The organism is Synechococcus sp. LTW-G, from assembly GCF_054459035.1.
This window is the reverse complement of the sequence record NZ_JBTKYW010000009.1, coordinates 1-21,519: the sequence shown is the minus strand read 5'-3', so window position 1 is coordinate 21,519 and position 21,519 is coordinate 1. Positions and strand designations below refer to the sequence as shown.

The 21,519-nt window shown below is 62.9% G+C and carries 24 protein-coding genes and 1 tRNA gene; 17 read left to right on the top strand and 8 right to left on the bottom strand.

Going from position 1 to position 21,519, the window contains the following annotated elements:
* Positions 1-196: 196 nt before the first annotated feature.
* Together psaA and psaB are read left to right on the top strand one after the other, a co-directional pair.
* Positions 197-2,500 carry a photosystem I core protein PsaA gene (gene psaA, locus ACXIQ9_RS11630; protein ID WP_247476247.1) on the top strand — a complete coding sequence of 768 codons (2,304 nt, stop codon included), beginning with the start codon at positions 197-199 and terminating at the stop codon, positions 2,498-2,500.
* Positions 2,501-2,519: 19 nt separating this feature from the next.
* Positions 2,520-4,730, top strand: coding sequence for a photosystem I core protein PsaB (psaB, locus tag ACXIQ9_RS11625; RefSeq protein ID WP_247476245.1), 2,211 nt, complete (start codon positions 2,520-2,522; stop codon positions 4,728-4,730).
* A 104-nt stretch (positions 4,731-4,834) separates the two neighbouring features.
* On the opposite strand, the gene ACXIQ9_RS11620 is transcribed toward psaB, so the two are convergent.
* The 5 genes from ACXIQ9_RS11620 to ACXIQ9_RS11600 are packed head-to-tail and all read right to left on the bottom strand — an operon-like array spanning position 4,835 to position 8,214.
* Entirely contained in the window at positions 4,835-5,005 is a 171-nt protein-coding gene (locus tag ACXIQ9_RS11620) for a hypothetical protein (protein WP_010314664.1), read from the bottom strand.
* 6 nt (positions 5,006-5,011) lie between these two features.
* Positions 5,012-5,599, bottom strand: coding sequence for an L-threonylcarbamoyladenylate synthase (locus tag ACXIQ9_RS11615; RefSeq protein WP_459016736.1), 588 nt, complete (start codon positions 5,597-5,599; stop codon positions 5,012-5,014).
* Positions 5,596-6,495 carry a peptide chain release factor N(5)-glutamine methyltransferase gene (gene prmC / locus ACXIQ9_RS11610; protein WP_459016735.1) on the bottom strand — a complete coding sequence of 300 codons (900 nt, stop codon included), beginning with the start codon at positions 6,493-6,495 and terminating at the stop codon, positions 5,596-5,598. The genes ACXIQ9_RS11615 and prmC overlap by 4 nt, the downstream gene beginning before the upstream one ends.
* 24 nt (positions 6,496-6,519) lie before the next feature.
* On the bottom strand, positions 6,520-7,719 hold the full coding sequence (locus ACXIQ9_RS11605; RefSeq protein WP_459016734.1) for a DNA-processing protein DprA: 1,200 nt from the start codon (positions 7,717-7,719) through the stop codon (positions 6,520-6,522).
* Positions 7,720-7,743: 24 nt separating this feature from the next.
* Complete coding sequence (locus ACXIQ9_RS11600; protein ID WP_247476237.1) at positions 7,744-8,214, bottom strand: acyl-CoA thioesterase; 471 nt, start codon at positions 8,212-8,214, stop codon at positions 7,744-7,746.
* Between the two features lie 66 nt (positions 8,215-8,280).
* On the opposite strand from ACXIQ9_RS11600, the gene ACXIQ9_RS11595 reads away from it, so the two are divergent.
* Positions 8,281-9,129 (top strand): universal stress protein, encoded by an 849-nt coding sequence (locus ACXIQ9_RS11595; RefSeq protein WP_247476235.1) that lies wholly within the window; start codon positions 8,281-8,283, stop codon positions 9,127-9,129.
* Between the two features lie 164 nt (positions 9,130-9,293).
* Here the strand turns inward: ACXIQ9_RS11595 and psbM are convergent, their stop codons facing one another.
* On the bottom strand, positions 9,294-9,398 hold the full coding sequence (gene psbM / locus ACXIQ9_RS11590; protein WP_010314676.1) for a photosystem II reaction center protein PsbM: 105 nt from the start codon (positions 9,396-9,398) through the stop codon (positions 9,294-9,296).
* A 48-nt stretch (positions 9,399-9,446) separates the two neighbouring features.
* Positions 9,447-9,905 carry a 2Fe-2S iron-sulfur cluster-binding protein gene (locus ACXIQ9_RS11585; protein WP_247476233.1) on the bottom strand — a complete coding sequence of 153 codons (459 nt, stop codon included), beginning with the start codon at positions 9,903-9,905 and terminating at the stop codon, positions 9,447-9,449.
* A gap of 278 nt (positions 9,906-10,183) precedes the next feature.
* Between ACXIQ9_RS11585 and psbB the strand changes: the two genes are divergently transcribed.
* From psbB to ACXIQ9_RS11525, 12 genes are all read left to right on the top strand, one after another.
* The gene (gene psbB / locus ACXIQ9_RS11580; RefSeq protein ID WP_010314680.1) at positions 10,184-11,743 is read left to right on the top strand and encodes a photosystem II chlorophyll-binding protein CP47; all 1,560 of its coding nucleotides are present in this window, start codon (positions 10,184-10,186) and stop codon (positions 11,741-11,743) included.
* 18 nt (positions 11,744-11,761) lie between these two features.
* Complete coding sequence (locus ACXIQ9_RS11575; RefSeq protein ID WP_010314684.1) at positions 11,762-11,857, top strand: photosystem II reaction center protein T; 96 nt, start codon at positions 11,762-11,764, stop codon at positions 11,855-11,857.
* 239 nt (positions 11,858-12,096) lie between these two features.
* Positions 12,097-12,579 (top strand): transcriptional regulator NrdR, encoded by a 483-nt coding sequence (gene nrdR, locus ACXIQ9_RS11570; protein ID WP_010314686.1) that lies wholly within the window; start codon positions 12,097-12,099, stop codon positions 12,577-12,579.
* Between the two features lie 114 nt (positions 12,580-12,693).
* On the top strand, positions 12,694-13,758 hold the full coding sequence (locus ACXIQ9_RS11565; protein WP_010314689.1) for a 30S ribosomal protein S1: 1,065 nt from the start codon (positions 12,694-12,696) through the stop codon (positions 13,756-13,758).
* Between the two features lie 9 nt (positions 13,759-13,767).
* Entirely contained in the window at positions 13,768-14,568 is an 801-nt protein-coding gene (locus tag ACXIQ9_RS11560; RefSeq protein WP_459016733.1) for an HAD family hydrolase, read from the top strand.
* Between the two features lie 15 nt (positions 14,569-14,583).
* Positions 14,584-15,819: a methionine adenosyltransferase gene (gene metK / locus ACXIQ9_RS11555; RefSeq protein WP_459016732.1), complete on the top strand. Its 1,236-nt coding sequence runs from the start codon at positions 14,584-14,586 to the stop codon at positions 15,817-15,819.
* Positions 15,816-17,075, top strand: a complete 1,260-nt coding sequence (locus ACXIQ9_RS11550) for an FGGY-family carbohydrate kinase (protein ID WP_459016731.1) — start codon at positions 15,816-15,818, stop codon at positions 17,073-17,075. The genes metK and ACXIQ9_RS11550 overlap by 4 nt, the downstream gene beginning before the upstream one ends.
* Before the next feature lie 152 nt (positions 17,076-17,227).
* Entirely contained in the window at positions 17,228-17,497 is a 270-nt protein-coding gene (locus tag ACXIQ9_RS11545; RefSeq protein WP_459016730.1) for a DUF2470 domain-containing protein, read from the top strand.
* A 79-nt stretch (positions 17,498-17,576) separates the two neighbouring features.
* Positions 17,577-17,649, top strand: a tRNA-Phe gene (locus ACXIQ9_RS11540).
* A 43-nt stretch (positions 17,650-17,692) separates the two neighbouring features.
* Positions 17,693-17,929 (top strand): hypothetical protein, encoded by a 237-nt coding sequence (locus ACXIQ9_RS11535; protein ID WP_247476226.1) that lies wholly within the window; start codon positions 17,693-17,695, stop codon positions 17,927-17,929.
* Positions 17,930-17,967: 38 nt separating this feature from the next.
* Complete coding sequence (locus tag ACXIQ9_RS11530; RefSeq protein ID WP_424163904.1) at positions 17,968-18,561, top strand: chromophore lyase CpcT/CpeT; 594 nt, start codon at positions 17,968-17,970, stop codon at positions 18,559-18,561.
* Positions 18,562-18,678: 117 nt separating this feature from the next.
* Complete coding sequence (locus tag ACXIQ9_RS11525) at positions 18,679-19,425, top strand: phycobilisome rod-core linker polypeptide (RefSeq protein WP_424163903.1); 747 nt, start codon at positions 18,679-18,681, stop codon at positions 19,423-19,425.
* On the opposite strand, the gene ACXIQ9_RS11520 is transcribed toward ACXIQ9_RS11525, so the two are convergent.
* Positions 19,426-19,854, bottom strand: coding sequence for a hypothetical protein (locus ACXIQ9_RS11520; RefSeq protein ID WP_459016729.1), 429 nt, complete (start codon positions 19,852-19,854; stop codon positions 19,426-19,428).
* Between the two features lie 186 nt (positions 19,855-20,040).
* On the opposite strand from ACXIQ9_RS11520, the gene ACXIQ9_RS11515 reads away from it, so the two are divergent.
* Complete coding sequence (locus ACXIQ9_RS11515; protein WP_247476221.1) at positions 20,041-20,886, top strand: phycobilisome linker polypeptide; 846 nt, start codon at positions 20,041-20,043, stop codon at positions 20,884-20,886.
* 37 nt (positions 20,887-20,923) lie between these two features.
* Positions 20,924-21,139, top strand: coding sequence for a phycobilisome linker polypeptide (locus tag ACXIQ9_RS11510; RefSeq protein WP_459016728.1), 216 nt, complete (start codon positions 20,924-20,926; stop codon positions 21,137-21,139).
* Positions 21,140-21,519: the final 380 nt, after the last annotated feature.

Below are 21,519 nucleotides of genomic sequence, written 5' to 3'. Positions count from 1 at the left end.
CCCCTTATTGGGGCCCAAAGCGCCAGTCAGGAAGAGCAGTTTCGACCTCGGTCGAAGCGGGTTTTCTTGGCCCGGCGCCCATGGCGCGAGTTCTTGGCTTGCGTCCGTGGCTCCACTGGAGATCCCTCGCTTCGTCGAAGGATCAGCCCAGAAGGGTGGACCTCCACCTCGACCCCGTCCCTCGAGGAACCTCTCGATGACCATCAGCCCACCAGAGCGTGGGAAAACGGCGAAGGCCCAGGTCGACCGGGTGAACAACCCGGCCACCTTCGAACTGTTCGGTAAGCCCGGCCATTTCGATCGCAGCCTTGCCAAAGGTCCCAAAACCACAACCTGGGTTTGGAACCTCCACGCCAACGCTCACGACTTCGACAGCCACACCAGCGATCTCGAAGAGGTCAGCCGGAAGATTTTTTCGGCCCACTTCGGTCACCTGGCTGTGATCTTTGTTTGGCTGAGCGGCGCCTTCTTCCACGGTGCTCGCTTCTCCAACTACTCCGGCTGGCTCGCCGACCCCACGCACGTGAAACCCAGTGCGCAGGTGGTTTGGCCTGTCTTTGGCCAAGAAATCCTTAACGGCGATGTGGGTGCCGGCTTCCACGGCATCCAGATCACTTCAGGCCTCTTCCATGTGTGGCGGGCCTGGGGCATCACCACTGAAACCCAGCTCATGGCCCTGGCCATCGGTGCTCTGGTGATGGCCGGTTTGATGCTCAATGCGGGCGTCTTCCACTACCACAAGGCAGCTCCCAAGCTCGAGTGGTTCCAGAACGTTGAGTCGATGCTCAACCACCATCTGGCCGGTCTGCTTGGTCTGGGTTCCCTGTCCTGGGCGGGTCACCTGATCCATGTGTCTCTGCCCACCACCGCGCTGATGGACGCCATCGATGCCGGCAGCCCCCTGTCGCTCAATGGCAAGACCATCGCCACCGTGGCGGACATCCCCCTGCCCCACGAGTTCTTTAACCAGGACCTGCTGGCTCAGCTGTTCCCCGGTTTCGGCGCTGGCATCAATGCCTTCTTCACCGGTAACTGGGCGGCCTACAGCGATTTCCTCACCTTTAAAGGTGGTCTGAATCCTGTGACCGGCAGCATGTGGATGAGCGACATCGCTCACCACCACCTGGCGATCGCCGTGCTCTTCATCGTTGCCGGTCACATGTACCGGACCAACTGGGGCATCGGCCACAGCATCAAGGAGATCCTCGAGGGCCAGAAGGGCGACCCCCTGCTCTTCCCCGCCAGCAAGGGCCACGACGGCCTTTACGAGTTCATGACCACCAGCTGGCACGCCCAGTTGGCTGTGAACCTGGCGCTGCTGGGCTCGCTGAGCATCATCGTTGCTCAGCACATGTACGCGATGCCTGCGTATCCCTACATCGGCATCGACTACCCCACGCAGCTGTCGATCTTCACCCACCACACCTGGATTGGTGGCTTCCTGATCGTTGGTGCTGGCGCCCACGCCGCCATCGCCATGATTCGCGACTACGACCCCGCCAAGCATGTGGACAACGTGCTCGACCGGGTGCTCAAGGCTCGCGATGCCCTGATCAGCCACCTGAACTGGGTGTGCATCTGGCTCGGCTTCCACAGCTTCGGCCTTTACATCCACAACGACACCATGCGTGCCCTGGGACGTCCCCAGGACATGTTCAGTGACTCCGCCATTGCTCTGAAGCCCGTCTTCGCGCAGTGGATCCAGGGTCTGCACGCTGCTGCAGCCGGTAGCACCGCTCCCAACGCCCTCGCTGGTGTGAGCGAAGTGTTCAACGGCTCCGTGGTTGCCGTCGGCGGCAAGGTGGCCGCCGGTCCGATCCCCCTGGGGACGGCCGACTTCATGGTCCACCACATCCACGCCTTCACGATTCACGTGACGGTGCTGATCCTGCTGAAGGGTGTGCTCTATGCCCGCAGCAGCCGTCTGGTTCCCGACAAGGCGAACCTCGGTTTCCGCTTCCCCTGCGACGGCCCCGGCCGTGGCGGTACCTGCCAGGTGTCGGCTTGGGACCACGTGTTCCTTGGCCTGTTCTGGATGTACAACTCCCTGTCGATCGTGATCTTCCACTTCTCCTGGAAGATGCAGAGCGACGTGTGGGGCACCGTCAATGCTGACGGCTCCGTCTCCCACATCACCAATGGCAACTTTGCCAATAGCGCACTGACCATCAATGGCTGGCTGCGTGACTTCCTGTGGGCTCAGGCCGCACAGGTGATCAACAGCTATGGCTCTGCCACCAGTGCCTATGGCCTGATGTTCCTGGGTGCCCACTTCGTTTGGGCGTTCAGCTTGATGTTCCTGTTCAGTGGCCGCGGCTACTGGCAAGAGCTGATTGAGTCCATCGTCTGGGCTCACAACAAGCTGAAAGTTGCTCCCGCCATTCAGCCGCGGGCGCTCTCCATCACCCAGGGCCGTGCCGTTGGTGTTGCCCACTATCTGCTGGGCGGCATCGCGACCACCTGGTCGTTCTTCCTGGCCCGCATCATTGCGGTCGGCTGACCTCTCCTGACCTTTCCCAATGGCAACGAAATTTCCTTCGTTCAGCCAGGGTCTGGCACAGGACCCGACAACCCGTCGTATTTGGTACGGGATCGCCACGGCTCACGACTTCGAGAGCCATGACGGAATGACGGAGGAAAAGCTTTACCAAAAGCTTTTCTCCACCCATTTCGGTCACCTCGCGATCATCGGCCTCTGGGTTTCGGGCAACCTGTTCCACGTCGCCTGGCAGGGCAACTTCGAGCAGTGGGTCGCCGATCCTCTGCATGTCCGTCCCATCGCTCACGCGATCTGGGATCCCCACTTCGGCCAAGGCGCCATCACTGCCTTCACCCAGGCAGGCGCCTCCTCCCCGGTGAACATTGCGTACTCCGGCGTGTACCACTGGTGGTACACGATCGGCATGCGCACCAACGCCGAGCTGTACCAGGGTTCCATCTTCATGATGATCCTGTCGGCTTGGGCCCTGTTCGCTGGCTGGCTCCACCTTCAGCCCAAGTTCCGGCCTTCCCTGGCCTGGTTCAAGAACGCTGAGTCCCGCCTGAACCACCACCTCGCGGTGCTGTTCGGCTTCAGCTCCATCGCTTGGGCCGGTCACCTGGTTCACGTGGCCATTCCCGAATCCCGTGGTCAACACGTGGGTTGGGACAACTTCCTGAACGTGCTGCCTCACCCGGCAGGCCTGGCTCCCTTCTTCACTGGTAACTGGGGCGTCTACGCCCAGAATCCCGACACCGCCTATCAGGTGTTTGGTACCTCAGAAGGCGCTGGCACCGCGATCCTCACCTTCCTGGGTGGTTTCCACCCCCAAAGTGAGGCCCTCTGGCTGACCGACATTGCCCATCACCATCTGGCGATTGGCTGTCTGTTCGTGATCGCTGGTCACATGTACCGGACCAACTTCGGTATCGGTCACTCGATCCGCGAGATCCTCGAGGCTCACAACCCCCCCAACGGCACCCCTGGTGACCTGGGCGCTGGCCACAAGGGTCTTTACGACACCATCAACAACTCGCTCCACTTCCAGCTCGGTCTGGCCCTGGCTTCCCTGGGCGTTGTGACCAGCCTGGTGGCGCAGCACATGTATTCGATGCCGTCCTACGCGTTTATCGCCAAGGACTACACGACGCAGGCTGCCCTCTATACCCACCACCAGTACATCGCCATCTTCCTGATGTGCGGTGCCTTCGCTCACGGTGCGATCTTCTTCATCCGTGACTACGACCCCGAGGCCAACAAGAACAACGTTCTTGCTCGGATGCTCGAGCACAAAGAAGCGATCATCAGCCACCTGAGCTGGGTCTCCCTGTTCCTCGGCTTCCACACCCTGGGCCTCTACGTCCACAACGACGTCGTTGTTGCCTTCGGTACCCCCGAGAAGCAGATCCTGGTTGAGCCCGTCTTCGCACAGTTCGTGCAGGCCGCCTCTGGTAAGGCCATGTATGGCTTCGACGTGCTCCTCTCCAATGGCGCTAGCGCCGCTAGCAATGCCAGCGCCGCCTACATGGGCGGTTGGATGAACGCCATCAACGACGGTGGCAACGATCTGTTCCTGCAGATCGGCCCTGGTGACTTCCTGGTGCACCACGCCATCGCCCTGGGTCTGCACACCACCACCCTGATCCTGGTCAAGGGTGCTCTGGATGCCCGTGGCTCGAAGCTGATGCCCGACAAGAAGGACTTCGGCTACTCCTTCCCCTGCGACGGCCCCGGCCGTGGCGGTACCTGCGACATCAGTGCCTGGGACGCCTTCTACCTGGCTGTCTTCTGGGCCCTGAACACCGTGGGTTGGCTCACCTTCTACTGGCACTGGAAGCACCTCGCCATCTGGCAGGGCAACGTGGCTCAGTTCAACGAATCCAGCACCTACCTGATGGGCTGGTTCCGCGACTACCTGTGGCTCAATTCCTCTCAGCTGATCAACGGTTACAACCCGTTCGGCACGAACAACCTCGCCGTCTGGGCCTGGATGTTCCTGTTCGGTCACCTGATCTGGGCCACCGGCTTCATGTTCCTGATCTCCTGGCGCGGTTACTGGCAGGAACTGATCGAGACCATCGTCTGGGCTCACCAGCGCACCCCGCTCGCCAACCTGGTGGGCTGGCGCGACAAGCCTGTGGCTCTCTCGATCGTTCAGGCCCGTGTGGTTGGTCTGGCTCACTTCACCGTGGGCTACTTCGTGACCTACGCCGCCTTCTTGATCGCTTCCACCTCTGGCAAGTTCGGCTGATCCATAGCGATCACCCGCACACTTGCACCCCTTGAGGGACGACCAAGCGCCCCCGGCTCAGCCGGGGGCTTTTTTTTGGCTTCTCTCGCGGTTTGGGGCCTGAGCTAAGGCTTCGCAGTCGGTCCGTTGCCGGCGAGTAGCCAGGCCAGTCCAGCAAGGATCAGCCAAGGCAGCGGCCTGAGTTCAAACACAGCAGCGCTGAGCACCAGCAGGGGCTGAAACAGCCATTGATGCAGGCTCAGCAGGACAACCAGTAGGAGGGGCAACCAAGCCATGGCCGCTTAGCTCAGGAGCTCTTGGGGCATCACAGCACCAGCGCGCAGCAAGCGCCAACAGCCGCCTGGCTCCAGTGCGATCACTGTGCTGGCCTGCCCCGAGGGCGCTGGCCAGGGTTCGGGGGCCAAGCGGAGCAACTGGGGGAATCGCGCCTGCACCTCTTCAGCGCTTGTGCAGGGGTCTTCTCCCGAGCGATTGGTGCTCGTGGTGGCGAGGGGTCCGCTCAATCGCAGCAGGTCTCGGGCCTGCTCGCAGGCCGGAACGCGAAGGCCTAGGGCTGCCCCCCCCGGATTGAGTCGTTCCAGCACTGCCCCTTTAGCCGGTACCACCAGCGTCAGGGCTCCGGGCCAGTGCAGTTCGATTAGCCGCAACCAGTTCGGTTCAGGCGTCATCCCCAGGTTGCTGAAGAGCTGTTCAGCATCAGCACCCATTAGGATCACTGGCTTGTTTTGAGGCCGCTCCTTGATCGTCCAGAGCAGCGAGGCGTGCTCTGGCACGGTGGCCAGCGCCGGCAGGGTGTCCGTCGGGAAGACCCCGGCTTGGCCTTGTTGAAGTAAAGCGGCGAATTGACCGGCCTCAAGGGATTGGTTCATGGCCAGTTCTGCTCTGGTTGGAGTGGCCGCTGAGCCTTGGCGAAGCGCTGCACCCCCTCAAGGTCTTTGTGGGCCTGCACATTCACCAGTCCAGCCGCTTCAAGCAACTCCAGTACAGCCCTGCTCTGGTCGTAGTGATGCTCAAGCAGTAGCCATCCGCCTGGCGTCAGGCCAAGTGCTGCTCCTGCAGCAATGGTTCGCAGGGCCTCCAAGCCATCGCTGCCCCCATTGAGTGCAAGTTCGGGCTCGTGCTCACGCACCACATGTTCGAGCTGCGCCCAGACCGCAGCCGGGATGTAGGGCGGGTTGCTCACCACCAGATCCAGCTGGCCCCACTGATCTCGGATCGCGTCCCACCAGTCACCTTCTCTGAAGTCCAGGCAGGTTGACTCCAGGATCTCTTTGGCGTTCCTCTCTGCCTGATGCAGCGCCTCGGCAGAACGATCGACGGCGAACCCCTGGCCGTTTGGCAGTCCCTTCGCCAGAGCGATGGCGATGCAGCCTGAGCCAGTGCCGAGGTCCGCCCAGCGCGGGGCAGCCATTTGATCGTCCTTGGCACAGTCCAAGGCCAGATCAACCAGCACTTCAGTTTCTTGCCGAGGGATCAGCACGCCTGGTGCGACTTCGAGTTCGATGTCCCTCCAGGGACAGCGGCCAACGAGGTACTGAAGGGGGATGGCCTGCTCGAGGTGTTGACTCCAGATCTGCTCGAGCGTGCCGAGGTCCTGCTCCAGCACAATCTCGGATTCGGGGTAAAGCCTGAGCGCCTGTAACTGCTGCCAGCGCAGCCCGCCCTTGAGATCGAGTAGCCAATCGAGCGCGCTGCTCTCGCCTCCCTGGCCGAGCATCGCCTGCCTCCAGCTCAGCACTGCCTTAGCCGTGAGCAACTCAGCCATTGGATCAGCCTATGAAGCCCTGTCTCAGCAGGGATGCCACCACAGCCCCGGAGCGCTGCGCACCAATCCGGCCAGCTCCAGTTGCAGCAGCCGTTGACTGATTCCCACCGGGCTCAGCCGCAGTGAATGGCAGAGCTGCTCAAGCGTTGCACCCTGACCGAGGGCTCCCATGAGGGCCGCTTCGCGCTGCATCAACGTCGCGTGCGCCCTTGGCATCGGCGGCCGAACCGGCTTGCTCCTCGGCCCACATCCCAGATGCTTGACCAGGTCCGCTGGATCCAGCAGGGGCGTTGCCCCTCTGGCCAGCAGGCGATTGCTGCCTGCCGCAGTGCTGCGTCCGGCATCGGCGGGGACGACCCAAAGTGGAATCCCTTGCGCCCAGCCCAACTCCGCAGCGTGGAGTGCTGCGCTCTGCTGCGGGCATTCGATCAGGACCAGGGCCTGCACCAGGCCCACCTCCAGCCGTTGTCTCAAGCCGAAATGGGCAGCCCGTGATGCCGTCCCCTCAGGCCATTCGGAGAGCAACAGCCCCTGGGCTGAGATGTCCTGTTGCAACCCGGCCAACCCCCGTGGCGATGACTGATTGATCGGTGTTCCAAGGACAGCCACCGGCGTTCCACCCGCCTGGAGGCAGCTTTGATGGGCCGCCGCCTGAATGCCCTCCGATAGCCCAGCCACCACCGGCCATCCCGCCTGCGCTAGGGCTCGGCCAATGGCCTGGGCCATGGCGAGCCCATGTTTCGACGGGCGCCGGGTTCCGAGGACAGCAACGGCTCGGCGCTGCCGCAGCGGAGCCCAGATGCTCCCTTGCCCGGCCCAATGCAGGGCCAGAGGGGGTTGATCGATCTCACCCAAAGTCCGTGGAAAAGCGGGATCTCCAGGCATGAGGCAGCGCTGGCCGCCCCACCGACGCCGTTCATTGGGGGTGGGTGGATCGCTCAGGGGGGCTGGCCCGAGCTGTTGGCGATAGAGCTCGATGCGCTGCAGAACTCTGGCGTTGATCTGCGTTCCGCTCAGGGCGTGTTCCAGCTCTTGGCCGGTTGCCTGCCAAGCCTCATGCAGGCTTCCAAACAGGCCTTCGAGTTGCTCCAGCCGCCGCCGGCCCACACCGGGACAGCGGCTCCAGATCGATCGCCAGAGCCGGGAGGTCTCCCCCGAGTGGATCCTGAGGGGCCGCCCTCGCTCCTGGCTGGCGCAGAAGGGGGCATGAACGAGCTGACCCACCTGAATCGCTGCAGTACGTCTGTACTATAGCGAGACGGTTGAGTCTGGTCCTGGGCCTGCCCTGAGTTGCGCGAGGGCCTCGCGCAGATCTTCAGGTGCCCTGCGCAGCAACCGCCGCTGCCCTGGGCCTTGGCTGAGGTCCACCAGGACCAGCTCCACGCGCGCCTCGGCGGCGACGCTGCCGTCCGTCTTGATGAACTGGCTGCGCCAGGGCAGCTTGACCCCCTGTTGCGGCAGAACCCAGCTCAGCACTTGTACGTGCTCGCCATGAAGGAGGGCTTGGCGGTAATCGATCTGCAGTGAGACAACTGGCAGTTCCAGGCCGCGCTCAGAGAGGGCGCTGTAGGCCAGTCCCGCCTGACGGAGGGCTTCGACCCGGGCTTCCTCAAGCCAGGCCAAGTAGCTGCCATGCCACATCACTCCGGCATGGTCGGTGTGTTGCGGCAGGACCGAGCGCTTGAGGCGCCAGGGGCGGTCATGTTGCTGCTCCGTCACGGTCTCTGGCACAAGTCGAGGTTGCGCGCAATTCAGCCATAGGCTGCCCCAACGCGCTCCTGGGATGTGTTTCGCAATCTTCTGATCGCCGATTCAGGCAAAGGTCACGTTGAGGAAATGGTGCGCATGCTGCGCGACATTCCAACCGTGCGTCAGGCCCGCATCAATCTGCTCCATGTCGTCGCTGAGCAGGCTGGTCAGGACTACGCCGAGCACTCCCAAAAAGCCGCTGGAATTGTTGCTGAAGCCGTTCAGCGGCTGGGGCTGAATCCTTCGGAGGTCAACACGATCATTCGCCAGGGCGACACCAAGCAAACGGTCTTGAAGGTGGCCGATGAGCTTGATGCCGACCTGATCGTGATGGGCTCGCGGGGCCTGGGCCGGCTCCAGTCGATCCTGAGCAACAGCGCCAGCCAGTACGTCTTCCAGCTCTCGACTCGCCCGATGTTGCTGGTGCGTGACGACCTTTATGTCCGTCACATCAACCGCGTGATGGTGGCGATCGATGGCACTGGCGTTGGCGACGATGCCCTGAAGCTGGCCTGTGAATTAGTGCGCGATGTGCCCGGCAGCAGCCTGCTCGGCGTTCACATCAGCCGCCAGGACATCGCGCCGTCCCGTGGCGGTTCAACCCCTGCCGACGAGTTGCTCGATAAGGCTGTCCAGCGCGCCCGCGGCTTTGGTGTGGAGATGAAGGCGATCCACGGCACCGGTGACATCGGACGCGGCTTCTGTCAGGCCGCTGAAGAGCACAAGGCTGACTTGGTCGTGATTGCTTCGCAGGACCGTCGTCCCCTGGTGGCCCGCGGGCTGGTCGATATCGATCGTCTGCTCGGGTCCTCGGTGAGTGACTACATCAGGGTCCATGCACCGGCTCCGGTTCTTCTGGTGCGCGAACCCGAAGGGCGTCAGTAGCCGCCTGCAGTCGCGGCTGACTCGAGTAAGAAGAAACCCCCCAGGACTAAAGGCCCTAGGGGGTTTTCGCTGTTCTGCTACTGATTCAGAACTGAGACAAAGAAAACCCCGGATGCATCACATGGATGCGTCCAGGGTTTTTCGGAACCATTGAACTGGAGCGGTCAGCTCTGGCGGCTGCTGGTCTGGATGTACAGAACAATCAGGAACACCGTCGGAACCAGCACGAACATCAGGCTGGCGACGAAGCCGAGGTCGTTGGTTTCCATCGCAAAAGTCTTGAGCTCGGTGACCGTATCACCGCCAACGGGGCTTGATCAGGCCTCTTCATCCCTCGTTGTGCTTTCGGCGTCCTCAGCGGATTCCAGGCTGTCCTCGTCTTGGGGCTCCGGCTCGGGCCAGGCCGTGGGTCCGGCGGGTAGAGGGCTGGCTTTGGCCGCAGCGATGCGCGCCTCGGCGTCCCCAAAACGCACCTGGGGCCGGGTCAGCACCAGCACCGATTGTTGGACCAGGGTTTGGCAGGCCAGGCGCCAGGTCTGGGGACGGCGGCGCAGTTTCTGCTCCTCGACGGCGGTCCGGCCACTGAGGCTGCCGGGACTGCTTTCGCCCACCACATCAACAAAACAGGTGATGCACTGCCCGCAGCCGCCGCAGTTCCCGAGCTGTCCTTTCAGGCCATAGAGCTCAAGTCCCTCGCGCAGGGCGACCTCGCGCAGGTTCTCGCCCGGATAGCACTCCACATCCCGCCCCTCGCGAACAAAACGAATGACGGGCATGGCTGGAGGTTCGGAATTCCTCCATTCTGAGGGAATGGATTGCGATTTGTAACCGCGCCGCCGCGGGTGGGGCCACGCCTTTGGGCCCCAGCGTCGTTTTCCCGTCACGGCACGTTTCAGCTCGGCGGCGATCAAAACGTTCCGTCATCTGAACCCCTTACGATCGCGAGCACGGATCAAGTGTCTGCTGGCTTTCGCTGGCAACCCCTGATCGCGCTGACTTCCGATTTCGGTTTTCTGAAGCGGAAGGCTGGATTGTTTCCTCGGACCTGACCCCCATGGGATTGCCCTGGTATCGGGTGCACACGGTCGTGATTAACGACCCGGGCCGTTTGCTCGCCGTGCACCTCATGCACACTGCCTTGGTTGCTGGCTGGGCCGGCTCCATGGCGCTCTATGAGCTGGCCATCTTCGATCCCTCCGACCCGGTGCTCAACCCCATGTGGCGCCAGGGCATGTTCGTCATGCCGTTCATGGCTCGCCTGGGCGTGACGGATAGCTGGGGCGGCTGGAGCATCACCGGTGCCACCGGTGTTGACCCCGGCTTCTGGAGCTTCGAAGGTGTGGCAGCTGCTCACATCGTTTTTAGTGGCCTCTTGATGCTGGCCGCCATCTGGCACTGGACCTACTGGGATCTGGAGATCTGGCAGGACCCTCGCACTGGCGAGCCTGCTCTGGACCTCCCCAAGATCTTCGGCATCCACCTGCTGCTGGCTGGCCTTGGCTGCTTTGGTTTTGGTGCGTTCCACCTGACCGGTGTGTTCGGCCCCGGTATGTGGGTCTCTGACCCCTACGGCGTCACCGGCCACCTTGAAGCGGTTCAACCCTCTTGGGGACCTGAGGGCTTCAACCCCTTCAACCCCGGTGGCATCGTTGCCCACCACATCGCCGCAGGCATCGTCGGCATCATTGCCGGCATCTTCCACATCACCACCCGTCCGCCCGAGCGCCTCTACAAGGCTCTTCGGATGGGCAACATCGAGACCGTTCTCGCCAGCGCCATTGCCGCTGTGTTCTTTGCCGCATTCATTGTGGCCGGAACCATGTGGTACGGCGCTGCAGCGACCCCGATCGAACTCTTTGGCCCGACCCGCTACCAGTGGGACCAGGGTTACTTCAAGACCGAGATCAACCGCCGCGTTCAGACCGCTCTGGACAACGGTGCCACCAAGGAACAGGCCTACGCCCAGATTCCTGAGAAGCTCGCCTTCTACGACTACGTCGGCAACAGCCCTGCCAAAGGCGGCCTGTTCCGCGTGGGTCCGATGGTGAATGGTGATGGCCTGCCCACCGGCTGGCTTGGACACGTGTCCTTCACCGATAGCCAGGGTCGTGATCTCGAGGTGCGTCGTCTGCCCAACTTCTTCGAGAACTTCCCTGTGGTTCTGGAAGACAGCCAGGGCATCGTCCGCGCTGACATTCCTTTCCGCCGCGCTGAAGCGAAGTACTCCTTCGAGCAGACCGGCGTGACCGCAACCGTCTACGGCGGCGCCCTCAACGGTCAGACCTTCACCGATCCTGCTGACGTGAAGCGCCTGGCTCGTAAGGCCCAGCTCGGCGAAGCCTTCGAGTTCGACCGTGAGACCTATCACTCTGACGGCACCTTCCGCAGTTCACCCCGCGGCTGGTTCACCTTCGGACACGCCTGCTTCGCGCTGCTGTTCTTCTTCGGTCACATCTGGCACGGTGCTCGCACCCTCTACCGCGATGTGTTCGCCGGTATCGACCCCGATCTCGGTGAGCAGGTTGAGTTCGGTCTGTTCCAGAAACTGGGCGACCGTTCCACCCGTCGTCTGCCGGAGGGCTACGTGCCCCCCGCAGGCACCACCCTCAGCTGAGCGCCTCGGAGGTAACTCATGGAAAGCTTCGCTTACATCCTGATCCTGGCGTTAGCCATCTCCACCCTGTTTTTCGCGATCGCCTTCCGCGATCCCCCGAAGATCGGCAAGTGATTTGACTCTCAGGAGTTCAACGACCCCCGCCAAAAGCGGGGGTTTTTTGTTGCTTGAACGCCGTGGCTTCCCTTAAGGCAATCTCATTTCGACTTGGCGGGATCTTGATTGACACCTGAGTCTCATCGGCTCGCGGCGGGAGTTGGCCTGTTGCTTGGCAAGACCCAAGTTGCGGCAGCCCTTCTCAAAGGCAATTGTTCTGTCTAAACTTGAGCATCTTCTCGGGCGGAATCTCGGGCATGCAGTGCCCCTCCTGTCAGCACACCGATAGCCGCGTTCTCGAATCGCGTTCCGCGGACACCGGCCGGAGTGTGCGTCGCCGTCGGGAGTGCCTGAACTGCGAGTTCCGCTTCACCACCTACGAGCGGGTGGAGACGGCACCGATCACGGTCTTGAAGCGCAGTGGGAATCGTGAGGCCTTCAATCGCAGCAAGTTGCTGCATGGACTGCTGCGGGCTTGCGATAAAACCGGACTCGAGCCCAGCCGTCTTGAGCTGGTCGTCGATGAACTGGAGTTGGAGCTTCAGGGGCGCACGGGCCGCGAAGTCTCCAGCAAGGACATCGGCGAATTAGCCCTGCAGCACCTGGCGGGGATGAGCGATGTGGCCTACATCCGGTTTGCCTCGGTCTACCGCCAGTTTCAGAGCGTTGCCGATTTCGTCGCCACCTTGGACGGTCTGAACCGCAAGCCCAAGGGCAAATCCTTGGCAGCGGTTGGTTAGAGACGCCTGAAGGGCCCGTCCGCAGCTGACCTCTATAGTTTTGGATTCCCCTGCGTCGGTGGCGGCTGACGCATCGGTTCCTTCGCGCTGCCTCGGGCAGTCCGCCGACTCTCCATGACCGTGACCCCTTCCGATCTCAACACCAGCGAGACCGACGTGGCCGTTGAGGCTGTCGATCAAGACGTGGTTGACGCTGCTGCTGAGCTCGATCTGGATATTCCGGAAGAGGTGCCCAGCGCCGACGACCCCAGCAGCCGTGCTGTGGCCCGCGATCTCGACGGCGTTGGCTTCACCCTGGATGAGTTCGCGTCGCTGCTGAGCAAGTACGACTACAACTTCAAGCCTGGCGACGTGGTGAAGGGCACCGTGTTCGCCATCGAGCCCAAGGGCTCGATGATTGACATCGGCGCCAAGACCGCTGCCTTCATGCCCATGCAGGAGGTGTCGATCAACCGTGTTGAGCACATCAGCGATGTGCTCGAGCCCGGCGAAGAGCGCGAGTTCTTCATCCTCAGCGAAGAGAACGAGGACGGTCAGCTCACCCTTTCGATCCGCCGGATCGAGTACCAGCGCGCCTGGGAGCGTGTTCGTCAGCTGCAGAAGGAAGACGCCACCATCTACAGCGAAGTGTTTGCCACCAACCGTGGTGGTGCACTGGTGCGTGTGGAAGGTCTGCGTGGCTTTATCCCCGGCAGCCATATCAGCACCCGCAAGCCCAAGGAAGAGCTGGTTGCTGAGTTCCTGCCCCTGAAGTTCCTTGAGGTGGACGAAGAGCGCAACCGCCTCGTCCTCAGCCATCGCCGCGCCCTGGTGGAGCGCAAGATGAACCGCCTGGAAGTGGGCGAAGTGGTCATCGGTACCGTCCGCGGCATCAAGCCCTACGGCGCCTTCATCGACATCGGCGGTGTCAGCGGCCTGCTGCACATCTCCGAGATCAGCCACGAGCACATTGAGACCCCTCACACGGTCCTCAATGTCAATGACCAGATGAAGGTCATGATCATCGACCTCGACGCCGAGCGTGGTCGTATCTCCCTCTCGACCAAAGCCCTCGAGCCCGAGCCCGGTGACATGCTCACCGATCCCCAGAAGGTCTTCGAGAAGGCTGAGGAAATGGCCGCTCGCTACAAGCAGATGCTGCTTGAGCAGGCTGAAGACGGCGAAATGGCTTACGAGTGAAGCTGAGCCATGGCTGAGCTCCTGTTGCGTGGCACGGAGCTTGGAGCCATTGATGCGGTGCTGTTCGACAAGGACGGCACCCTCAGCATCAGTGAGCCCCAGCTACTCACCCTGGCGGAAGCCAGGGTTTTTCTCTGTCTGGAGCTGGTCAGCTCCGAGCGGCGTGAGCCGCTCAAGGATTTGCTGCAACGGGCCTATGGCCTGCGTGCCGATTCCGTCTGTCCCGCGGGGATCACGGCGGTGGCTAGCCGCGATCACAACCTGATCGCGACGGCCACCGCCTTGGTTCAGGTCGGTCTGGGCTGGCCCGAGGCGCTGGCCCTCAGTGAGCGGGTCTTTGCCGAGGCTGATGCCGTGGATGCCCGCCGCTCAACGGATGCCCCGCTGCCCACGAGCGCGACGACCGAGGGCCTTCTGCCTTGGCTTGAGCAGTTGCGGTTGGCCGGGGTGCGTTGCGCTGTGATCAGCAACGACGACATGGCCGGCATTGAGCACTTCCTCAGGGCCCATGAACTGCGGGATTACTTCTGCGGGCTCTGGAGCGCCGAGCATCGACCGCGCAAACCCGACCCGGCGGCGGTCCACGGGCTGTGCGCAGAGCTCGGCGTTGAACCGCGCCGCTGCGCCCTGATCGGCGACGCCAACAGTGATCTGCGCATGGCCGTCGCTGCAGGGATTCCCCATCCCTTGGCTCTGGGTTACACCGCGGCCTGGCGCACGCCACCGCCCTTGGCGGAGCCGCATCCGTTGGTGCATGCCTGGAGTGAGTTGAGCGTGCGTTGCTCCCCTAAGTTGGCCCCTACGCATTAGTGGCTTCACTCGGGAATGAGTCGTTACGTCTTCACCTCGGAGTCGGTGACCGAAGGTCATCCCGACAAGATCTGCGACCAGGTGAGTGATGCGGTGCTGGACGCCCTGCTGGCTCAGGACCCGGCGTCCCGGGTGGCCTGCGAAACCGTAGTCAACACCGGGCTTTGCCTGATTACTGGTGAGGTCACCACCACCGCCAAGGTCGATTACATCGGCCTAGTGCGCGGTGTGATCGAGAAGATCGGCTACTCCGGCGCTCGCGCAGGTGGTTTCGATGCCAATAGCTGTGCCGTGTTGGTGGCCCTGGATCAGCAGTCGCCGGACATTGCCCAGGGTGTGAACGAGGCCGACGACCACGCCGGTGACCCCCTGGATCTGGTCGGTGCGGGTGACCAGGGAATCATGTTTGGTTTCGCCTGCAACGAGACCCCGGAGCTGATGCCGCTCCCCATCAGCCTGGCCCACCGCCTCTCGCGGCGCCTGGCTGAGGTGCGCCACAACGGCACCCTCCCCTATCTGCTGCCTGACGGCAAAACCCAGGTCAGCGTCGTTTACGAGAACGACCAGCCCGTGGCGATCGACACGATCTTGATCTCCACCCAGCACATCTCTGAGATCGATGGGGTGAGCGAAGAGAAGGCCATCCGTGAGCGCATCTCGGCGGACCTCTGGAGCCATGTGGTGGAGCCCGCCACCGCGGACCTCAGCCTGAAGCCCTCTAAGGAGAGCACCCGCTTCCTGGTGAACCCCACCGGCAAGTTCGTGGTCGGTGGTCCCCAAGGGGATGCCGGTCTCACCGGCCGCAAGATCATCGTTGACACCTATGGCGGCTATGCCCGCCATGGCGGTGGTGCCTTCTCCGGCAAAGATCCCACCAAGGTGGACCGCTCCGCGGCTTATGCCGCTCGCTACGTGGCAAAGGCCCTGGTGGCCGCGGGTCTGGCCCGCAAGGCTGAGGTTCAGCTGAGCTATGCCATCGGTGTGGCCAAGCCGGTCAGCATCCTGGTTGAGAGCTTCGGCACCGGCGTGGTCAGCAATGACGCCCTCACCGCCCTGGTTCAGGAGAACTTCGATCTGCGCCCCGGCGCGATCATCGACACCTTCGGCCTGCGCAACCTGCCCCAGCAGCGCGGCGGAGACTTCTACCAGGACGTCGCCGCTTACGGCCACTTCGGCCGCAGTGACCTAAACCTCCCCTGGGAGAACGTCGAGGCCGTCGCTGCCACCCTCAAGCAAGCTGCCGCCGCTTGATTGCAGCCAGCCGTGAGCCCCTGGGCCTAGGGATTGACCTGGGTACCAGTGGTCTGCGTCTGGCACTGATGGATCCCTCCGGCACCCTGCTGGCGGAGCGATCTGCGAACTACCCCCGCTGTTTTGAGGACCCCCAGGGCTGGCGCGAGGGGGTGGTTTCCCTCTGCGCAGAGTTGCCTCAAGAGCTGCGTGATCGGGTGGCCGCTGTCGCGGTCGATGGCACCTCGGGCACCGTGCTGGCTTGCGCCGCCAATGGCGATCCCAGGGGCCAGGCCCTGCCCTATTTCCTGGCCTGCCCTGAGCAGGCCTCGGCGGCAGCCGTGCTGGCGGGCAGCGCCTCTGCTCCAGCCGCCAGTGCCAGTGGCAGCCTGGCCCGGGTGCTGCGCTTGCTCGAGGGGAGTGGCTCTAGCTCCCTCCTGATGCGTCATCAGGCCGACTGGCTGAGCGGGTGGTTGCTTGGGGACTGGCGCTTCGGCGAGGAAGGCAACAACCTCCGCCTGGGATGGGACCTGGGCCGGCAGTGCTGGCAAGGCGCCATTGCTGAGCAACCCTGGAGTGCGGCGCTGCCGGAGGTGGTGCGCTCCGGCGCGGTCCTTGGGCCCCTCTCGCAGAACGCCCAGAGCGCCCTGGGGTTACCGGCCCCGTGCCAGGTGGTGGCGGGCAGCACCGATGCCAATGCCGCGGTACTGGCGGCTGATCCCCAGCCCGGTGATGGGGTGACGGTGCTCGGCACCACCTTGGTGCTCAAGCAATTTGCGGCGCAACCGCTAGCGGGACCTGGCATCAGTTGTCATCGGGTGGCGGGCCGGTGGCTCGTGGGGGGCGCCTCCAATGCCGGGGCTGGGGTCCTGCGCCAGTTCTTCTCCGATGCCCTCCTCGTTGAGTTGAGTCGTCAGATTGATCCGCGCTCCAGCAGCGGCCTGGCGCTTCGGCCCCTGCCTCGGCCCGGCGAGCGCTTCCCGGTGGACGATCCGACCCTGGAGCCGATCCTGGAGCCCCGGCCCATCAGCGATGCGCTCTACCTGCAGGGATTGCTGGAGGGTTTGGCACGGATTGAGGCCCAGGGCTGGGCGGCCCTGCAGCGCCTAGGCGCTGAGCCGGTTCAGCGAGTGATCAGCTTGGGCGGTGGGGCCCGCAATCCCCAGTGGCGGCTGATCCGTCAACGCATCCTGGGGGTTCCGGTGCTGAACCGGCCCCAGTGCAGCGCGGCCTCGGGCATGGCCAGACTGGCCCTCTCTGCTGTCTGCCCCCCGTGAAGGAACGCCTCGCCTCCTGGCTCTCGATTGGCTTGTTTGTGATCCTGGCGGGCTACGTGGGCTTCTCGGGAATCCGTCTGGGTCTTCTGCTCTGGCAGCGCTTCGCAGGGGCCTAGGGCAGGCTTCAGAATCAGCCGATCCGCAGGATCCCGATGGCCGCTGACCCTCTCACCTCCGCCGTGAGTGATCGGATCTGTAAGCACATGAATGACGACCACGCTGAGGCGGTCCTGGCCTACGCCCGCCACTACGGCGGCATCGAGGCCCCAGGGGCGGCGCGGATGGTGGCTGTCCGTCCGGAGGCCATGGAGTTGGAGGTCGACGGGACCAGCGTCGAAGTTCGCTTCGATCACACCCTGAGTGACAGTGAGGATGCCCACCGCACCCTGGTGGCGATGTTGCGGGCGATGCCGCAGTCCTGAAACGGCTGATCCAGATGGCCCTTCTCCCCGAAGCCGAGGGGGGCCGTGATCTAAGATCCGCAGGTCGCGCGAGCGACGGGCCGGGATAGCTCAGTTGGTAGAGCAGGCGATTGAAAATCGCCGTGTCCCCAGTTCAAATCTGGGTCCTGGCATCTTCAACCTCGTAGCCTTCAAGCGTCAGCTTGTCCGCTTGTCATGCCGATCCATATCCCTGAGAAGCCGGGTGAGCTGTTCGATAACGCCGACAGCTTTGGCATGGTCTTTGACGCGGCCTGGAAGCGTCATCAGTCGACCGGTCGCCACGAGGGGCTGTCCACCGACGAAAAAAAGCAGCAGGCCATCGCGGAGTGCAGTGAGCACCCCTTCATGTTGAGCAACCCCGATCGGGCCAGCCAGGTGGCTGACTTTCGAATTCGTCTCCTGGGCCTTTAGCCGGCAGCCCATAGGATCCCGGCAACCACCAGTTGCTGATGAGCAGCCCCTTTGCCCGCCTTCTGCGTCAATTGAGTGCTGGGTTCAGCAACGAGCATCAGGCCTTCGAGAACCCGCCGCTTTACGCCCACATCCTGGTGAAGTTCCGGCCGCTGCCCCAGCTGGAGCCGGGCTCTCTGCTGCTCGATCAGTCCTATGCGATCAACCCTGCGGCGCCCTACCGGTTGCGGGTGCTGAAGGCTGAGCAGCGCGGCGATGGTCTGGTGATTCACAACCAGGCGATCCGCGACGACCAACGCTTCTGGGGGGCGATCGATAACGCGGAGCTCCGCGCTCAGATCACCGCCGCTGATCTGACTCCCCTGGAGGGCTGTGCCTATGTGGTGGAGGAAACCCCCGAGGGCTTCAAAGGAGAAGTTGAGCCCGGCTGCCGCTGTTTGGTGGAGCGCAAAGGCGCGACCTCCTATCTGGTGAGCAGCTTTGAGCTGGGAGCGCGCGGCATGCGAACCATTGATCGCGGCCATGACCCTCAGACCCATGAGCAGCTCTGGGGCTCCCTGGCGGGGCCGTTTGAATTTGAACGGGTGGCGGACTACAGCGCTGAATTACCCGCGGACTGGCTCACTCTCTAGACCTGCTTGTTGGTGAAGCTTGATTGCGGGGAATGAAGCTGTATGTGATCTTCGCGGCCGCAGTGCGTTCAGCGAAAACCCATCGATAGGTTCGCCGGCGAGGTTTTTTCCCTTGATATGGCATTACCGCTGCTAGATCCGAAGCCGATTACCCAGAACGCCCGGGTCGACAACTTCGCCATCGGTGGTGATGAAGCCCCACGGAGCCACGGGGATGTGGAGGAACAGATCGAGCGTGCCTATCGCCAGATCCTGTTCCATGCCTTCAAGGTGGATCGCGAGCCGATGCTCGAGAGCCAACTGCGCAATGGCGACATCACCGTCCGTGACTTTGTGCGCGGGTTGTTGCTCTCCCGCAAATTTCAGCAGGGCTTCTACCAGTGCAACAGCAACTACCGGGTGGTGGAGCAGTTGGTCGGCCGGGTCCTGGGCCGTGAGGTCAACGGCGATCAAGAGCGCATTGCCTGGTCAATCGTGATTGCCAACCAGGGTCTTGAGGGCCTGGTGAACACCCTGCTGGACTCCCAGGAATACCTGGAGAACTTCGGCTTTGATGAGGTTCCCTATCAGCGCGGACGGGCCCTGGCCGGCCATGCCAAGGCCCAGATGCCTTTCAACCAACAGGCACCTCGCTACGACGCCTACTGGCGTGAGATCTCCGCACGCCGTGCCCCAGCCAATCCATTTGCTGGTGGCGGCGCCCAGTTCAGTGGCGGTCAGATGTCAGCGGCTTGGGCCGGCGGTCAGCCTCCGGCCTTTGCGCAGAAGGCCTGGCTGGCTCTGGCGGCCATCGGCGGCCTCGAGGTGCTGCGCGTGATCCTGACCTCGGCAGGGTCGATGCTCAGCACCGGTGCAGCCGGCTGATCAGGCGATTAGCTCGTCCATAAAGGGTTGTTCCTCGTCCTGCGGGAAGGGATCGTGATCCAGCTGCTCCTCCTCTGGCTCAAAGCCGGCGGAGGGGCTTTCTGTTTGGGGATCCATGTGCCCCAGGGGGCGCACCAGGTTGAGGCGTTGCGGTTGTTGCGGGGCGCTTAGCAGCTCTTCCAGGCGGGCGATGCGCTCTTCGGTTCCCGCCAGCATCTCGGCGGCGTCGCTGGCCTGGAGCTCGGGGCCACTGCTGGTGCTGAGCTCCTCCAGCTGCGCTTCGATGGCTGTCAAGCGCTCTTCCAGCTCAAGCAGGCGGAAGGTCAGGGTCTCTCCGACTTGACTCAGGGCCTCGAGCTGGCTGCTGAGCCGCAAGGGCATGGAGCCTTCCGTTGCGGAACCTGCGGCGGTGGATGGAGTGGCAGACATCCCTGGACGCAATGCATTTGGCCGGATGGTATCGGCGTTCCACCCTGACGCCAGGGCTGATTTTTGTAACGTTTCTGAAAGGGGCTAGAGGATGGCAAACGGCCCCCATAGGATCCGGTCTTGGCATCAATTTGCGCAGGTTGCCAACCGGCGCGTCACCACGCCCTCAGCACGCACCCCAAGCCCATGACCCTTGCCAACGCTGCCTATCTGGGCATCGAGCGTTACGCCAACAACCGCGTCAATGAGAACTGGACCACCGGTTCCTGCGACGACAAGGCCGCTCTGATCCGTGCTGTCTACCAGCAGGTTCTCGGCAACCAGTACGTCATGGCCAGCGAGCGTCTCGAGGGCCCTGAATCGCTCTTCAAGCGCGGTTATCTGAGCGTGCGTGAATTTGTGCGCCAGGTGGCCAAGAGTGGCCTCTACCGCACCAAGTTCTTCGAGAGCACGAACGCTTACCGCTTCATCGAGCTCAACTTCAAGCATCTGCTGGGCCGCGCTCCCCAGAACAAAGCTGAGATGCTGCACCACTTCACGATCCTGCAGGAGCAGGGTTTTGAAGCCGAGATCGACTCTTACCTGGATAGCGCCGAGTACCAGGAGCGCTTTGGTGAGGAAGGTGTTCCCTACCTGCACGGTTGGAACTACTCCGTCGGCCAGCAGGGCCTGCAGTTCTCTTACATGCTGCAGCTCGCCCGTGGCGCTGCTGCGTCCGTCAAGGGTGATCTGACCAAGAACCAGTCCCGCCTGAACCCCTCCGTTCACGCCGAGCAGCCGGTTCCCGTCGTGAGCCCCAACGCCAAGGGCAACGCCTTCCGCAAGGTCACCGCCGATGGCGTCACCCGCCAGGGCGTCGGTGCCGGCGAAGAGGGTCGCACCTTCCGCGTGGAGATCGCAGGCTTCAACAACTACCGCCTGCACAAGCGCAGCAACCGCGTGCGCTTCATCCCTTTCAACAAGCTGCTCCAGTACCAGCAGCAGATCCACCGCGAGGGCGGCCGGATCGCCAGCATCACTCCGGTCAACTGATCGGTTCCTGTTCTGATCTGATTACCCCCGCATTCCGATGAAGGTTTCTGCAGGCAACCGCGGCACCAGCTTCAGCAACGACCGTCAGGTGTCCTTCACCGTGACCGGTCTGGCCAACAACGACTACTCCCGCACTGCGGATGTGGTCATGAACGTGCCCTACACCCGGATGAACGAAGCCATGCGCATGGTTCAGCGCATGGGCGGCAAGATCACCGGCGTCCAGGTCAGCGGTGGCGTCGACGCCGACTGAGTTTTGAGGCACCCAGCGGTTTGATCGCCGCGTCCTTTAGCCCCCTGCATGCAGGGGGCTTTTTTGTTGGCGTTTGTCGGCGCGAGAGCCGCGCCTGCGACCCTTCTCTCATTCGGGAGATCCATTGCAGGCCAGTCGATCTGGGCTCTCCGATGACCGTTTGTTAAGCAGATCTGATGACAGCCATAGGCATGTCCAACAATGGTCGGGCCAAGCGATGGGGCGGCCTTCCGGTCTGCTTGCTCGGTTGGTTCCGTGATCAGTACTCAGCCCCCTGGGTTCCCTGATTCACTTCCCCCTCATCCCCTCTCCCCGACTCACGTCGAGAACAGGAGTTAATCAATGTTCGACGCCTTCACCAAGGTTGTTGCCCAGGCTGA